Genomic DNA, 14,167 nt, shown 5'->3' on the forward strand with positions numbered 1-14,167 from the left:
GGTGGCGCGACAGAGCGCGAGTCCACCAGGCCGAAGCAGGAGCACTCCATGCCTCGTATGACCGCTGCCCGAGCGGCAGTTGAGATCCTCAAGCGCGAAGGCGTCACCGACGCGTTCGGTGTGCCGGGCGCGGCGATCAACCCCTTCTACAAGGCCCTCGAACAGGCCGGCGGCATCGACCACACGCTCGCCCGCCATGTGGAGGGCGCCTCCCACATGGCCGAGGGCTACACCCGTACGCACCCCGGCAACATCGGTGTCTGCATCGGCACATCGGGCCCGGCGGGCACCGACATGATCACCGGGCTGTACTCCGCGATCGGTGACTCCATCCCGATCCTGTGCATCACCGGCCAGGCCCCGACCGCGGTGATCCACAAGGAGGACTTCCAGGCCGTCGACATCGCGTCGATCGCCGCGCCGGTCGCCAAGTCCGCCACCACCGTCCTGGAGGCCGCCCAGGTCCCCGGCGTCTTCCAGCAGGCCTTCCATCTGATGCGCTCCGGTCGGCCCGGCCCGGTCCTCATCGATCTGCCGATCGATGTCCAGCTGGCCGAGATCGAGTTCGACATCGAGACGTACGAGCCGCTGCCCGTCTACAAGCCGTCCGCGACCCGCGCGCAGATCGCCAAGGCGCTGACCATGCTGGCCGCCTCCGAGCGCCCGCTGATCGTCGCCGGCGGCGGTGTCATCAACGCCGACGCGTCCGAACTGCTCGTGGAGTTCGCCGAGTTGACCGGCACACCGGTCGTCCCGACGCTGATGGGCTGGGGCACCATCGCGGACGACCACGACCTGAACGCGGGCATGGTCGGCATCCAGACCTCGCACCGCTACGGCAACGAGACCTTCCTGGCCTCCGACTTCGTCCTCGGCATCGGCAACCGCTGGGCCAACCGCCACACCGGCGCGCTCGACGTCTACACGGCGGGCCGCACCTTCGTCCACGTCGACATCGAGCCCACCCAGATCGGCAAGATCTTCGCGCCGGACTACGGGATCGCCTCGGACGCCAAGGACGCGCTGACGCTCTTCGTGGAGGTGGCGAAGGAGCTGAAGGCGGCCGGCGAGCTGCCCGACCGCACGGAGTGGATCGCGTCGGTGCTCGACCGCAAGGGCACCCTGCACCGCAGGACGCACTTCGACAACGTGCCGATGAAACCGCAGCGCGTGTACGAGGAGATGAACCGTGCCTTCGGGCCGGACACCCGGTACGTCACCACCATCGGTCTCTCGCAGATCGCCGGCGCGCAGATGCTGCACGTCTACAAGCCGCGCCACTGGATCAACTGCGGTCAGGCCGGACCGCTCGGCTGGACGATCCCGGCCGCGCTCGGTGTCGCGAAGGCCGATCCGGACACGACGGTCGTCGCGCTCTCCGGCGACTACGACTTCCAGTTCATGCTCGAAGAGCTGGCCGTGGGCGCGCAGCACAAGATCGGTTATGTCCATGTGCTGGTGAACAACGCCTACTTGGGGCTGATCCGGCAGGCGCAGCGCAATCTCGACATCAACTTCCAGGTCAATCTGGAGTTCGAGAACATCAACTCACCGGAGCTGGGCGTCTACGGGGTCGATCATGTCAAGGTCGTCGAGGGACTGGGCTGCAAGGCGATCCGCGTCACCGAGCCCGACCAGCTGCTGCCGGCCTTCGAGCAGGCGAAGAAGCTGGCGGCGGAGCACCGCGTGCCGGTGGTGGTCGAGGCCATCCTGGAGAGGGTCACCAACATCTCGATGGGCGTGCGGATCGACCAGGTGAACGAGTGGGAAGACCTCGCCACCGAGCCCGGACACGCACCGACGGAGATCAGGCCGCTGGTCTGACACGGCAGTTGACGGTACGTCATGGCAGCAGGCCCCCGTCCGGAACTCTCCGGGCGGGGGCCGCCGTCGTCCATGCGTGGGGGGCGTCAGCCGCCGCAGCCGCAACCTCCGCAGCCACCGCACCCGCCACCGTCCCCGCCGTCGCCGCCACCACCGTCCCCACCGCTCGCGTCCGCCGTGTCGCCGCCGTGCGTGTGCGCCCCGTCGGCCCACCAACTGGCAGCCGCCACGGTCCCGGCGGCGCCGACAGCGGTTCCCGCCGCGGCGGCTCCGGTGTCCGGCCGACGTACCTTCTTGCGGGGCGTCCTCGGAAAGGACGGACCGAGCCCCAGGAGCAGGAGCACGACCGGCGGGATCAGCCAGGAGTAGTCCTTCTCGGCGATCGCGACGACGACCGACACCGCTGACACGAGGAAGAACACGGCAATGCGCATCCTCTCAGTGTGCGGCCCCGGAGACAGCGCACAAGAGCCCGGCCGAATTCTTCGGCCGGGCTCTGCTGCAAGCGGCGCGGGCAGCCTGGAGACCGTCCGACGGTGCGAAGCCGGCGCGACTGGACCTTCGCACCGCCGGACGGCGTTTGACGGGGCCTCAGCAGAGGCTGTGGGACCGCGGCGACGGCGACGGGGCGCTTCGGCCGGCCTTCCTTCTGGTCAGGAAGATGGCCGCCGCTCCCCTCACCACCGCACTGGCTCGCGCCGCCGCGGTCCCCGGAATGTCCCTCCCGCCGGCCACCCCTCATGAGGGCCGTCGGGAGGGACGGCTGTTGGCCACCACGACGCGAGGCGGAGTGGTTCCCGGGCTGCGGCGGCGCCTGGGCGCGACAGGACAGGTGTCAGCGCCGCCGCAACCCGGAGTTCGTTGGGCCTGGTCCGGGTCCTGGTCGGTCCGGTCAGACCTGGTTGCCCGACAGCCGCTCGACGGCGCGCAGCAGGGCCGAGTGGTCGAGACCGCCGTCACCCTGCGCGCGCAGCGACGCGACCAGCTGCGCGACGACCGCGCCGACCGGGAGCGCGGCACCGACATTGCGGGCGGCGTCGGTGACGATGCCCATGTCCTTGTGGTGCAGGTCGATCCGGAAGCCCGGCGCGAAGTCGCGGTTGATGAAGTTGTCCTTCTTGCGCGTCAGGACGGTCGAGCCGGCCAGCCCCCCGTTCAGGACGTCGAGCGCGGCGTTCAGGTCCACGCCGGACTTCTCCAGGAAGACCACGGCCTCGGCGCACGCCTGGATGTTGACGGCGACGATCAGCTGGTTGGCCGCCTTCACCGTCTGACCGGCGCCGTGCGGACCGCACAGGACGATGGTCCGGCCCAGCACGTCGAAGACCGGCCTGGCCTGGTCGAAGTCGGCCTGCTCGCCGCCGACCATGATCGAGAGGACCGCCTCTATGGCTCCCGCCTCACCGCCGGAGACCGGCGCGTCGAGGACGCGGACGCCCTTCTGCCGGCCGGCCTCGGCCAGATCGATGGACGTCTGCGGGGTGATGGACGACATGTCGATCAGCAGGGCGCCCTTCTTGGCATGCGCCAGGATGCCGTCCTCGCCGTAGGCGATGGCCTCGACCTGGGGAGAGGCGGGCACCATCGTGATGATGACGTCCGCGCCCTCGACGGCCCCGGCGATCGACGGCGCCACCGTGCCGCCGTTGGCCGCCAGCCGGTCCAGCTTCTCCCGCTCCAGCGTGAAGCCGGTGACGGAGTATCCGGCCTTGATCAGATTCTCGGCCATGGGGGACCCCATGATGCCGAGGCCGATCCATGCCACCTTGGGAAGAGTGCTCATCGGGGGTGCCTCTCTCGCATACGTGTGTGTCTACGTGTGTGCGTCGTGTCCAGGTCGGGGCGGTCGGGCCTCAGCGCGCGGCCCGCGCGCCGGCGGGCAGCCAGTCGAAGGACTCGGCGCTCGGGCGGTCGCCGGGCTTGTACTCCAGGCCGACCCACCCCTCGTAACCGGCCTTGCGCAGCCGGTCGAGCAGGTCCTGGAGCGGCAGCGTGCCGGTGCCGGGCGCGCCCCGGCCGGGGTTGTCGGCGATCTGTACGTGACCGGTCTTCTCGGCGTACGTGTCGATGACCCCGGCCAGCGCCTCGGCGTCCAGGCCGTTCATCGACAGGTGGTAGATGTCGAGGAGGAACGCGGCGTTGCCGAGCCCCGTGGCGGTGTTCACCCGGTCCACGACGGCGACGGCGGCCTCGGCGCCGACCAGCGGATAGTGCGGGGACTCCGGCCTGTTGAGCGCCTCGACCAGCAGGGTCGCCCCGATCCGGTCGGCGGCGCGGGCGGCGAGGACCAGATTCTCCAGGGCCAGCTCGTCCTGTGCCTTCGGGTCGACGCCCTCGACACGGTTCCCGTACAGCGCGTTGAGCGTCCCGCACCCCACCGAGGCGGCGAAGCCGGCCGCCACGTCGATGTTCGCGCGGAAGCGGTCCGACTCCTCGCCGGGCAGCGAGAGCGCCCCGCGGTCGGGGCCGGGCAGCCGGCCGGCGTAGAAGTTCAGTCCCACGAGCTGGGTGCCCGCGTCGTCGAGGGCCTTCTTCAGGGCGTCCAGCCCGGCCTGCGGCGGAGTGGGAGTCTCGATCCAGGGCCACCACAGCTCCACCGCGGTGAAGCCCGCCGCGGCGGCTGCCGCGGGGCGCTCCAGGAGCGGCAGCTCGGTGAAGAGGATCGACAGGTTCACATCGAAGCGCTGCTCGGAGCCGGGCTTGTTCGTGAAGGGGGCCATGAGGGGTTCTGCGCTCCTTCCGTATTGCGGAAGTTAGTTTCTGCTTAATGGAAGATTGCCTGGGATCTGGGAGGGCTGTCAAGAGGGCGGTCCCGATTTCGGGCGAAGGTCCGTCTTTCGCGCAGTAGGTTGTGCGCGTGCGACTGAGAGTGGAATTCACGACCGAGCCGTTCGACCTGGACGAGGCACCCGAGCATGCCGTGGTGGCCCGCGAGGTCATCCAGGCGGCCGAGTTGGACGCCGTGGACGTCGGACCGTTCGGCAACACCGCCGAGGGCGGCGCCGACGCCGTCATCGCCGCCGTCGACGCCCTGCTCCGCCGCTCCCTGGACGCCGGTGCCACACGAGTCTCCCTCCAGGTGAACGTGATCGCGGAGGACGGGAAGTGACCGGGCCGGGGAGGCGGGCGACCGGGCCCTCGGACGCGCCCGACCATCCGCTCCTCGCGGCGGTGAAGCCGCTCGTGGACGCCATGGGCGCCGAGACCGTACGCCCCGACCTGGCCCTGCCCGACGACGTCGTGCTGAGCTGGGAGGGCGAGGCCGTCGTCGCCGTACGCCTCCCGCAGCTCTCCGAATCGCTCGACCACATCCTCGTCGCGCTGGAGCGCAAGCACGGCATGCCCCTGTCGGAACTCGACCGCAAGGTCAAGCAGTCGGTGGTGCGCTCGCTGGAGGCCCGCGGGGCCTTCTCCGTACGGCACGGCGTCGAGACTGTCGCCGGTGCGCTGGGGGTCAGTAGGTTCACCGTCTACAACTACCTGAACCGGTCGGAGACGAGCTGATCCGGGTACCGGGGCATCCGCTCAAAAAAATTCAACAAAGTGTTGACGTGATGTTCGCGAAGGCGTTAGCTGTCCCGCAGCCCGTCAAGCACAGCCACGGAGGCTCCCGTGCCGACCGACCAGCCACCGGGCCTCACCCGGTTCAACACTTCCTCCGACAGCGCGGCGCTCACCGCACTTCACGAGGTGTGCGCCAGTACGGCCTGGGGGAGTGAACTGCTCGCCCACCGGCCGTACGCCACCGCCGACGCCCTCCTCGCCGCCAGTGACACCGCGACGGCCGGACTGACCGCCGCCGCTCTGGCGGAGGCGATGGCCGGGCACCCGCCCATCGGCCGGCCGAAGCCGGGCGACCCGACCTCCGCCCGCGAACAGCGGGGCATGGCCGGGGCGTCCGACGAACTCAAGGCGGAACTGCTCGACTTGAACCTCGCCTACCAGGACAGGTTCGGCCATGTCTTCCTGATCTGCGCCACCGGCAGGACCGGTGAGCAGATGCGGGACGCGGTCCGCATACGGATCGGCAACTCGCCCGAACAGGAGCGGGCCGTCGTCCGCACCGAGCTGGGCAAGATCAACCGCATCCGGCTGACCCGCCTCGTACACGCAGGAGAGTGATCCACTTGAGCACGGAAAACACCGCGTCGGTGTCCACGCACATCCTGGACACCAGCGTCGGCCGCCCCGCCGAGTCCGTCGCCGTCTCGCTCTGCGCCCGCAGCGGCGGGCGCGAGCGGTGGGTGGTGCTGGGCCGGTCGGCGACCGACGCGGACGGGCGGTGCAGAGACCTGCCGGCGCTGCCGGAAGGAACGACCCATGTACGTCTCGACTTCGAGACCGAGGCGTATTTCCACAGTCACAGCCCCAGCCCCAGCCCCAGCCACAGTCAGAGCCAGAAGCAAGCCGAGGCACAGCAGGACGCCCCCGCGCTACGGGACAGCGGTGCGTTCTTTCCGGAAGTGGCGATCACCTTCGCCGTCGCTCCCGGCGAGCACTATCACGTACCGCTGCTGCTCAACCCGTTCGGCTACTCCGTATACCGAGGGAGCTAGCAGATGCCGACCATTCTCGGCCAGAACCAGTACGGCAAAGCGGAGAACCGCGTCGTCAGGATCGTGCGGGACGGCGACACCCACCACATCAAGGACCTGAACGTCTCCGTCGCCCTCTCCGGTGACATGGCGGAGGTCCACTACTCCGGCTCAAACGCCAACGTCCTGCCGACCGACACCACCAAGAACACGGTGTACGCGTTCGCCAAGGAGCACGGCATCGAGTCCGCCGAGCAGTTCGGCATCCGACTCGCCCGGCACTTCGTCACCAGCCAGGACCCGATCCACCGGGCGCGCATCCGGATCGAGGAGTACGCGTGGGAGCGCATCGCGACCTCCGGCGCGGACGATGCCAAGCACTCCTTCGTCCGCAAGGGTCAGGAGACCCGCGTCGCGCAGATCAGCTACGACGGAGAGAAGTGGGAGATCGTCTCCGGCCTCAAGGACCTGACGGTGCTGAACTCGACCAACTCCGAGTTCTGGGGCTACGTCAAGGACAAGTACACGACGCTCCGCGAGGCGTACGACCGCATACTCGCCACCGACGTCTCCGCCAGGTGGCGCTACAACTGGACCGACGACGCGCAGCCGATGCCCGACTGGGAGGAGTCCTACGAGCAGGCGCGCACACACCTGCTCCGGGCCTTCGCGGAGACGTACTCCCTCTCGCTCCAGCAGACGCTGTACCAAATGGGCTCGCGGATCATCGATGCCCGCGGCGAGATCGACGAGATCCGCTTCTCGCTCCCCAACAACCACCACTTCCTGGTCGACCTCGAACCCTTCGACCTGAAGAACGAAACCCCCGACGGAGCCGTCTACTTCGCCGCCGACCGCCCGTACGGCCTCATCGAGGCCACCGTGCTGCGCGACGGTGCCGAACCGCGGATCCCGCTCGACATGACCAACCTGTAGCCACCCCGGATCCGTCCACCCAACGGGAAGAACGAGGACCCGCCATGGCGGCTTCGCGCATCGTCATCGAGAACTGTGCCATCGCGACTGTGGACGCGCACGACACCGAGTACGCGTCGGGGTACGTCGTCGTCGCCGACAACCTCATCGAATCCGTGGGCGCCGGCCGCGCGCCCGCCGGACTGGAGAACGTCGTACGTCGTGTCGACGGCACCGGCCATCTCGTCACCCCCGGCCTGGTCAACACCCACCACCACTTCTACCAGTGGATCAGCCGCGGCCTTGCCACCGACCACCACCTGTTCGACTGGTTGGTGGCGCTCTACCCGACCTGGGCGCGCATCGACGAGTCGATGGCGCGCGCCGCCGCCCAGGGCTCACTCGCGATGATGGCGCGTGGCGGGGTGACCACCGCGACGGACCACCACTATGTCTATCCGCGCGGCGTCGGCGACCTGTCCGGCGCCATCATCGGGGCGGCGGTGGAGACGGGCGTACGGTTCACCCTCGCCCGCGGCTCCATGGACCGCGGCCAGTCGGACGGCGGCCTGCCGCCGGACTTCGCCGTCGAGTCGCTGGACGACGCGCTCGCCGCCACCGAGGCGACCGTCGACGCCTATCACGACGCCTCGTTCGACGCGATGACCCAGATCGCCGTCGCGCCCTGCTCGCCGTTCTCCGTCTCCACGGAACTGATGTGCCAGGGAGCCGAGTTGGCGCGCCGCAAGGGCGTGAGGCTGCACACTCACGGCAGCGAGACGGTCGAGGAGGAGCAGTTCTGCAAGGAACTGTTCGGAATGGGCCCGACCGACTACTTCGAGTCGACGGGCTGGCTCGGCTCCGATGTATGGATGGCCCACTGCGTCCATATGAACGACTCGGACGTCGCCGCCTTCGCCCGCACCGGCACGGGCGTCGCGCACTGCCCGTCCTCCAACGCCCGTCTCGGGGCCGGTATCGCCCGCGTGCCCGACATGCTGAGGGCGGGCGTTCCCGTCGGCCTCGGCGTGGACGGCACCGCGTCCAACGAATCCGGCGAACTGCACACCGAGTTGCGCAACGCGCTGCTCATCAACCGCCTCGGCGCCCACCGCCAGGCCGCCCTGACGTCCCGTCAGGCACTGCGGCTCGGCACCTACGGTGGCGCCCAAGTACTCGGCCGCGCGGACCAGATCGGTTCGATCGAGACCGGGAAACTCGCCGACCTGGTGCTGTGGAAGCTGGACACCCTGGCCCACTCCTCCATCGCCGACCCGGTCGCCGCGCTGGTCCTCGGAGCCGCCGCGCCCGTCACGCTCTCGCTCGTGGGCGGCAGGACCGTCGTCGAGGACAACCACCTCACCACGGTGGACGAGGACGCCGTCGCCCGCTCCGCGCGGGCCGAGGCGCAGCGCCTCGCGCGGATCGCGGCGGCCGGCTGACGGTCCTCACGGATGTCCGGTCGAGGGGGACGGCCCTCGACCGGCGGCCACGGGCCCGAGCGGGGTTCCTGGCAGCCGCGTCCGGGTGGTGGCGTACCGCACAACGGTGCGCCACCCCCCGGAACGGTGACTCGTGTACGTAACACGGGCTCCCTTCGCCGTTCCACTTCGGCGCACCGCAGTTCGAGATCGTGGCGATTGCAGCGCGTTCGCCCAGAACATCGGGCTGGTCGCCATGACCAAGGTACGCAGCCGCTTCATCGTCGCCCCGGGCGGCGGCATCCTCATACTGCTGGGCATGCGCACCGTACTGGCCTCGGTGATCGCACTCGTCCCGCTGCCGGTCCTCGGCGGCGCGGGCATCGTGCTCTTCGGCTCGGTTCCCGAAGGACCTGCTGGTGGTGCTCGACTCCGGGATCAGCACGGGGTGTGGTGGCGATCGTGCTGAATCCGGCGTTCAACCACTGGGGCCGGAAGGGAACTTCGGGGCTCGGGGAGCCGTCGGGGGCCGGGGCAGCCTGAGCCCGTACTGCCCTGTGACGTGAGCTGTCCACCGGGCGGCGGGTGGGCGGGTCGTGTTGTCAGTGGCTCGTGCCAGGATTCCGTCCATGGATCTCGCACAGATTTTCGCCGACCTCGACGCGCAGCCCTGGGCGGAACGGGAGCATGCCTACGGCAGCGCCGAGGATGTCCCGGACCAACTGCGGGCGTTGGCGAGTGACGACGCCGAGACGGCGGAGGAGGCGCTGTACGAGCTGTACGGCAACATCATCCATCAGGGGTCGGTGTACGAGGCCACGGCCCACGCCGTGCCGTATCCCGCGCGGCTGGCCGCCGCGGGGATCAGACCGGCCGACATGCTTCTGCTGCTCGGCTCCATCGCCGAGAGCGACGACGAGCGGAGTGCCACACCCAGCGCGTGCCGGGCGGCCGTCACCGCCCAACTGCCCCTGATACTGCCGCTGATCGAGTCGGCCGACGCCTCCGTACGGCAGGCCGCGGTCTGGGCGGCGGCCAGGACGGGCGCGGCGGAGCAGGTGCTCGGGCCGCTGCGGCGGTGCTGGGACGGCGAGTTGGACCCGCAGGTCAGGGCCGAGGTGCTGGCGGGGGTGGTCAGGCTCGATCCGGCGGGCGCGGGGGAGTTCGAGACGGCCGTGCTGGGAGGCGCCAAGGAGGACGGGGAGGCCGCTCCGGTGCGGCTGGCCGCGCTGCTGGCCTGCGTGGACGCGGGACTGCCGTGGACCGGGGTCCATCACGACGCGCTCATCTCCCTGCTGCCCGCCGAGTCACTGGTCGCGGGGCGGTACGACCTGGAGCAGAACGAGCCGGTGCGGTACGTGGTCGAGGAACTGCTGGACCGGGCCACGGACGACGCGAGAGAGGCCGCGTTCACGCTGATCGACGCCGGGCTGCGGCATCCGGACGCCGACGCGCGGCGCGAGACGGTCTCGGCGGCGGAGCACGCCTGCGAGGTCTCCCGCAGCGCACCGGCGCGCCTTGCCGGGCCGTTGGCCGCGCTGCTCGGCGATCCGTCGTCGGCGAGCGCCGCCCTCTCGGTCGTCAGACAGCTCGGCAGGCTCGCGGCACCCGCCGTCCCCGCGCTCACGGCCCTCGCCACCGGGGGCGGCGAGCTGGCCGACCGCGCCCTGGCCGTCCTGGTCGCGGCCGCACCGGAGCAGGCGGCCCCGCTGCTGGCCGCCGACCTGCCGCGGCGGCCGGAAGCGCTCGACGCGGCGGCGAAGACTGGTCCCGCAAGGTGGGCGACGGGGGCCGGCCGCGAGGGGGACCGCGACCCGTTCCCGTACTCACCGGAACTGCTGGACGCCGTCCGGGCCCGGCTGGCGGACAGCGACATCGCGTGGAACGAGTCGATCCATCTCGGCCTGCTCCTGGCCGACTGGGGCCAACGCGCGGCACCGGCCGTGCCGGACCTGCTCGCCGCGCTGGACCGGTACCCCTTCGTGGTCGTACGCGCCCTGCCCGCCGTCTGCCCACCTGAGGAGCGGGACCGCGCGGCGGCGGCGCTGCACGCCGCCGACCTCACCCAGCAGAGCCCGCTCGACGTCGGCTCGGCGCTGCACCGGCTCACGGGCGAGACCGGACCGCTGGTGCGGGCCGTGACCGATGTGCTGGTCTCCCGCGGCCGGGACGTGGCCGACGCGGCGAAACTCGCGGCGGAGCTGGGGAGTTCGGAGGCGTTGACGCTGCTGCCGTACCTGCGAGCCGCGCTGAGCGACACCGCCTGCAAGACGCCCGACCCGTCGTCCGGCTCCTCGGCGGAGAAGCGCGACAACCCCCGGCTCGACGGCGATACGGAGATCGCCCGCGCCCTGTGGCGGCTCACGGGCAGTGCGGACGAAGCCCTCCCGATCATCGCCGGAGTGCTGGAGGAGGCCGACGGGGACTGGCACCGCTGGCAGAACGTGCACGCGGCGGAGGCTGCCCGCGCGCTCGGCGAGCAAGGCCGTCCGCTCGCCCCGCTCCTGGAACGCAAACTGGACCGCCGCGACCGGGCGGCGGCAGCGGCGCTCGCGCTGCTCACCGTCGACCCGGCCGGCCAGGACCGTAACCGGCTGGCGGACGCGGCCCTGACCTCCGCCGAGACCAACGCGGATCCGCTCACCGCGCTGGACCTCCTCGGGGCCCTCGGAGCAAGGAATCTGACGGATGATCAGCTCCGCCGACTGGCCGACCTGGCCGAGCGTGACGCGCACGTCTTCATACCCGGCTTCACGAACGACCCGGTCCGCGCGGACGCCCTCTTCCGGGAGAAGGCGCGGGCGCTGCTGCGCACGGCCGGGGACGCGTAGCCGAAGGGCGGCCCCGCCCCGGCCGGCCGGACACGGTCACCGGGACCAGACCGGCCGCGTCCGGTGGCTGAGGCCCGCTACGCGCCCGGCTGCCAGTCCGGCCGGCGTCCGCTCAGTCCGACGACCCGGTCGAGCAGCGGCGCGTCGGCCGGCAGCCGGACCGGCGGGCCGAACAGCCCCTCCGGCCCGTCGCCCGCCTCCGCGCTCGCCGCCGCCGGTTCGAGGAACGCGAGCGTCGCCTCCAGGCTCGCCGGGTCGATCTCGTACACCTGGCCCGTGGCGCGCGCCAGGTCCCAGCCGTGCACCACCACCTCGTTCAGCGCGACGATCCCCGCCACCTCGCCCGGCAGATCCACCCCACCGGCCCGCGTGAACCCCTGCCAGGCGTCGGGCGAACGCCAGGCCTCGGCGAGCCCGTCCAACTGGGCGGGAAGCACGGTCCGCCAGCCGTCCGCCAGCTGCGGCACGGAGTCGGTCGGCGGGGTGTCGGTCGTCGGCCCCAGCGTCTTCGTCGCGGCGTCGCGGAAGGCGACGGTCAACCCGACGAGATGCCCGAGCAGCTCCCGCACGGTGTAGTCCGGGCAGGGTGTGGGCGCGGCGAGCTGCTTGTCGTCGATGCCGTCGAGCAGCCCGGCGAGGCTGCGGCAGGCGGGGCCGTGGTCGGGGCGGTGGGAATCGGTAGTGGTATCCATACGGGGTAGACCCCCTGGACCACCGAAACTCATCGCCGGGCGCCCGGACCCCGACATGTGCTGCCGGTCACGCCGGCCGTACGAGGCCGGTGTCGTACGCGAAGATCACGGCCTGTACGCGGTCGCGGGCGCCGATCTTGGCGAGGATGCGGCCGGGGAGACGGCGTTGCTGCTGCGGGGAGTGGCCGGGGAGGCTACTGGACCCAGCTCAGCGCGGGACGGTGACCAGTACTCGACCGCGCCCGCCCGCGTCGACCCGCTCGTGGGCCCGCGCGATGTCCGTCAGGAGGAAGCGCTCGCCGGTCTCGACGGTGAGAGCGCCGACGGCGGCGGCCGAGGTGAGGTCGCGTGCGGCCTGCCGCTTGGCCTCGGCGGGGAAGTCGTCACTGCCCAGCAGACGCAGGGTGACGTTGTTGAACAGCAGGGGCCAGAAAGGGAGTTCGGTGCGATCGGTGTGAGTGCCGTACGCGGCGACGACAGCACCCGGCGCGGCGACGGCGTTGTCGAGGTCGGCGTTGGCCGAGAGGGACACCTCGATGACGCGGTGCACACCATCGGGGGCGTACGCGCGGATCGCCGCAGCCGGGTCGTCCGAGTCCAGGGCGACGGCGCCGTGGACGACGGCCGGATCGACATGGTCCAGATCGCCGCCGCGGCGGACGGTGCCGATGACGGTGGCGCCGCCCCAGCGGGCGAGCTGCGCGGCCAGGGAGCCGACACCGCCGAGGACGCCCTGCACGAGGACCCGTCGGCCGTCGACCGGCCCGTCCGCGAACACCGCCCGGTGCGCGGTGATCCCCGGAATACCCAGGCTCGCGCCCAGCTCGTCGCCGAGGTGGTCGGGGAGCGGGACGGCCGACTCGTCGGGTACGACGGTGTACTGGGCGGCGGTGCCGAAGGCCCGGTAGGACTGCGCGCCGTACACCCACACCCGCTGTCCGATCCGGTGTTCCCCGACGCCGTCTCCGACGGCGTCGACGACCCCGGCGGCGTCGCTGTGCGGGATCACCCGCCGGTACGGCATCGACGAGCCGAGCCAGCCGCGCCGCTTCTTCGTGTCACCGGGGTTGACGCCGGAGACGGTCACCCGGACCCGGACCTCACCGGCGCCGGGCCGGGGATCGGGCAGCTCACCGACGCGCAGTACGTCGGCGGCGGGACCCTGTTCGTCGTACCAGGACGCGATCATGGCAGTACCTCCGGTGTCGTTCCAGGTGAACACCGAAACGATGTCAGGCCGGCAGCGCTCACCCCACCTCGGCGCGCTCGCTCTCGCCGACCGGGGCCGCGGCCTGCTTCCGGCGCCTGACGGCGTAGACAACGACGGCCACGGCGAGGGCACCGAGCGCGATGTACGAGAACGTCCCCGCGTAGTGGGTGACCCGCCGCCAGTTCTCGCCCAGCAGATAGCCGGAGCCCAGGAGGGCGGAGTTCCACATCAGGCTGCCGATCGCGGTGAGCACCACGAATTTCGGCAGCGGCATGCGCTCCACGCCCGCCGGGATCGAGATGAGCGGACGCAGGACGGGCAGCACCCGGCCGAACAGCACGGCCTTGGCGCCGTGCCGGGCGAACCAGTCCTCGGCGCGGTCGACGGTGTCCGGCTTGATGCCGGGAATCTTCATCAGCAGCGCCCGCGCGCGGTCCCGTCCGAGCTTCGCGCCGAGCGCGTACTGGAGGACGCCGCCGACGACCGCTCCCACGGTGGCGCAGACGACGGCCACGCCGATGTTGATGGCGCCACGGGTGGCGGAGTACCCCACCAGGGGCAGCAGGACGTCGACGGGCAGGACCCCGAAAAGCATGCTGTCCAAGGCGGTGAAGATCGCGAGCCCCAGCCCGCCGAGCGCGTCGATCACATCGACGGCCCAGCCGTTCAACCCCCCTGACACGTCGCCGGTGACCTGGGCCATGTACATCATGCTTCTCCTCCGAAGGGGCCTTGGCGT

The 14,167-nt window shown here is 71.1% G+C and carries 14 protein-coding genes and 2 pseudogenes; 9 read left to right on the forward strand and 7 right to left on the reverse strand.

Features of this window, described 5'->3' with window-relative positions; all coding sequences use genetic code 11:
- The first annotated feature begins 48 nt into the window (after positions 1 to 48).
- The gene (gcl, locus tag ACIBLA_RS03440) at positions 49 to 1,824 is read left to right on the forward strand and encodes a glyoxylate carboligase (protein WP_399197644.1); all 1,776 of its coding nucleotides are present in this window, start codon (positions 49 to 51) and stop codon (positions 1,822 to 1,824) included.
- Between the two features lie 86 nt (positions 1,825 to 1,910).
- Here the strand turns inward: gcl and ACIBLA_RS03445 are convergent, their stop codons facing one another.
- The 3 genes from ACIBLA_RS03445 to ACIBLA_RS03455 all read right to left on the reverse strand — a co-directional run bounded on the left by ACIBLA_RS03445 (position 1,911) and on the right by ACIBLA_RS03455 (position 4,544).
- Entirely contained in the window at positions 1,911 to 2,258 is a 348-nt protein-coding gene (locus ACIBLA_RS03445) for a hypothetical protein (RefSeq protein WP_363242897.1), read from the reverse strand.
- A 458-nt stretch (positions 2,259 to 2,716) separates the two neighbouring features.
- The gene (locus ACIBLA_RS03450) at positions 2,717 to 3,607 is read right to left on the reverse strand and encodes a 2-hydroxy-3-oxopropionate reductase (RefSeq protein WP_363242896.1); all 891 of its coding nucleotides are present in this window, start codon (positions 3,605 to 3,607) and stop codon (positions 2,717 to 2,719) included.
- 70 nt (positions 3,608 to 3,677) lie between these two features.
- A complete protein-coding gene (locus tag ACIBLA_RS03455; protein WP_363242895.1) occupies positions 3,678 to 4,544 on the reverse strand; it encodes a TIM barrel protein in 867 nt (288 codons plus the stop codon).
- A gap of 137 nt (positions 4,545 to 4,681) precedes the next feature.
- Here ACIBLA_RS03455 and ACIBLA_RS03460 point away from each other — a divergent pair, with 137 nt between their 5' ends.
- From ACIBLA_RS03460 to ACIBLA_RS03495, 8 genes and pseudogenes are all read left to right on the forward strand, one after another.
- Entirely contained in the window at positions 4,682 to 4,933 is a 252-nt protein-coding gene (locus ACIBLA_RS03460; RefSeq protein WP_363242894.1) for a hypothetical protein, read from the forward strand.
- An 83-nt stretch (positions 4,934 to 5,016) separates the two neighbouring features.
- Positions 5,017 to 5,328, forward strand: a complete 312-nt coding sequence (locus ACIBLA_RS03465) for a helix-turn-helix domain-containing protein (RefSeq protein ID WP_363242921.1) — start codon at positions 5,017 to 5,019, stop codon at positions 5,326 to 5,328.
- Positions 5,329 to 5,436: 108 nt separating this feature from the next.
- A complete protein-coding gene (gene uraD, locus ACIBLA_RS03470; RefSeq protein WP_399197645.1) occupies positions 5,437 to 5,946 on the forward strand; it encodes a 2-oxo-4-hydroxy-4-carboxy-5-ureidoimidazoline decarboxylase in 510 nt (169 codons plus the stop codon).
- A 5-nt stretch (positions 5,947 to 5,951) separates the two neighbouring features.
- Positions 5,952 to 6,380, forward strand: coding sequence for a hydroxyisourate hydrolase (gene uraH / locus ACIBLA_RS03475; RefSeq protein WP_399197646.1), 429 nt, complete (start codon positions 5,952 to 5,954; stop codon positions 6,378 to 6,380).
- A 3-nt stretch (positions 6,381 to 6,383) separates the two neighbouring features.
- Entirely contained in the window at positions 6,384 to 7,295 is a 912-nt protein-coding gene (gene pucL, locus ACIBLA_RS03480; RefSeq protein WP_363242891.1) for a factor-independent urate hydroxylase, read from the forward strand.
- Between the two features lie 44 nt (positions 7,296 to 7,339).
- Positions 7,340 to 8,716 carry an 8-oxoguanine deaminase gene (locus tag ACIBLA_RS03485; RefSeq protein WP_363242890.1) on the forward strand — a complete coding sequence of 459 codons (1,377 nt, stop codon included), beginning with the start codon at positions 7,340 to 7,342 and terminating at the stop codon, positions 8,714 to 8,716.
- 199 nt (positions 8,717 to 8,915) lie between these two features.
- Positions 8,916 to 9,238 (forward strand): annotated as a pseudogene (locus ACIBLA_RS03490) (solute carrier family 23 protein); the annotation flags it as partial.
- Positions 9,239 to 9,324: 86 nt separating this feature from the next.
- Positions 9,325 to 11,526 (forward strand): hypothetical protein, encoded by a 2,202-nt coding sequence (locus ACIBLA_RS03495; protein ID WP_399197647.1) that lies wholly within the window; start codon positions 9,325 to 9,327, stop codon positions 11,524 to 11,526.
- Positions 11,527 to 11,603: 77 nt separating this feature from the next.
- Here ACIBLA_RS03495 and ACIBLA_RS03500 read toward each other — a convergent pair whose 3' ends face one another.
- The 4 genes and pseudogenes from ACIBLA_RS03500 to ACIBLA_RS03515 all read right to left on the reverse strand — a co-directional run bounded on the left by ACIBLA_RS03500 (position 11,604) and on the right by ACIBLA_RS03515 (position 14,140).
- Positions 11,604 to 12,218, reverse strand: coding sequence for a TIGR03086 family metal-binding protein (locus tag ACIBLA_RS03500; protein WP_399197648.1), 615 nt, complete (start codon positions 12,216 to 12,218; stop codon positions 11,604 to 11,606).
- Positions 12,219 to 12,285: 67 nt separating this feature from the next.
- A pseudogene (locus ACIBLA_RS03505) lies at positions 12,286 to 12,372 on the reverse strand (DNA-binding response regulator); the annotation flags it as partial.
- Positions 12,373 to 12,426: 54 nt separating this feature from the next.
- Entirely contained in the window at positions 12,427 to 13,407 is a 981-nt protein-coding gene (locus ACIBLA_RS03510) for an NADPH:quinone reductase (protein WP_399197649.1), read from the reverse strand.
- A gap of 58 nt (positions 13,408 to 13,465) precedes the next feature.
- On the reverse strand, positions 13,466 to 14,140 hold the full coding sequence (locus ACIBLA_RS03515; protein ID WP_399197650.1) for a DedA family protein: 675 nt from the start codon (positions 14,138 to 14,140) through the stop codon (positions 13,466 to 13,468).
- Between the last annotated feature and the right edge of the window lie 27 nt (positions 14,141 to 14,167).

Origin of the sequence: Streptomyces sp. NPDC050433, from assembly GCF_044458565.1 — a bacterium.
GTDB lineage: Bacteria > Actinomycetota > Actinomycetes > Streptomycetales > Streptomycetaceae > Streptomyces.

What these genes read in the sequence shown, in the direction of transcription:
- gcl (WP_399197644.1), top strand. Translation starts at nt 49, where the DNA reads ATGCCTCGTATGACCGCTGCCCGAGCGGCAGTTGAGATCCTCAAGCGC.
- ACIBLA_RS03445 (WP_363242897.1), bottom strand. Translation starts at nt 2,258, where the DNA reads ATGCGCATTGCCGTGTTCTTCCTCGTGTCAGCGGTGTCGGTCGTCGTC.
- ACIBLA_RS03450 (WP_363242896.1), bottom strand. Translation starts at nt 3,607, where the DNA reads ATGAGCACTCTTCCCAAGGTGGCATGGATCGGCCTCGGCATCATGGGG.
- ACIBLA_RS03455 (WP_363242895.1), bottom strand. Translation starts at nt 4,544, where the DNA reads ATGGCCCCCTTCACGAACAAGCCCGGCTCCGAGCAGCGCTTCGATGTG.
- ACIBLA_RS03465 (WP_363242921.1), top strand. Translation starts at nt 5,017, where the DNA reads ATGGGCGCCGAGACCGTACGCCCCGACCTGGCCCTGCCCGACGACGTC.
- pucL (WP_363242891.1), top strand. Translation starts at nt 6,384, where the DNA reads ATGCCGACCATTCTCGGCCAGAACCAGTACGGCAAAGCGGAGAACCGC.
- ACIBLA_RS03485 (WP_363242890.1), top strand. Translation starts at nt 7,340, where the DNA reads ATGGCGGCTTCGCGCATCGTCATCGAGAACTGTGCCATCGCGACTGTG.
- ACIBLA_RS03495 (WP_399197647.1), top strand. Translation starts at nt 9,325, where the DNA reads ATGGATCTCGCACAGATTTTCGCCGACCTCGACGCGCAGCCCTGGGCG.
- ACIBLA_RS03500 (WP_399197648.1), bottom strand. Translation starts at nt 12,218, where the DNA reads ATGGATACCACTACCGATTCCCACCGCCCCGACCACGGCCCCGCCTGC.
- ACIBLA_RS03510 (WP_399197649.1), bottom strand. Translation starts at nt 13,407, where the DNA reads ATGATCGCGTCCTGGTACGACGAACAGGGTCCCGCCGCCGACGTACTG.
- ACIBLA_RS03515 (WP_399197650.1), bottom strand. Translation starts at nt 14,140, where the DNA reads ATGATGTACATGGCCCAGGTCACCGGCGACGTGTCAGGGGGGTTGAAC.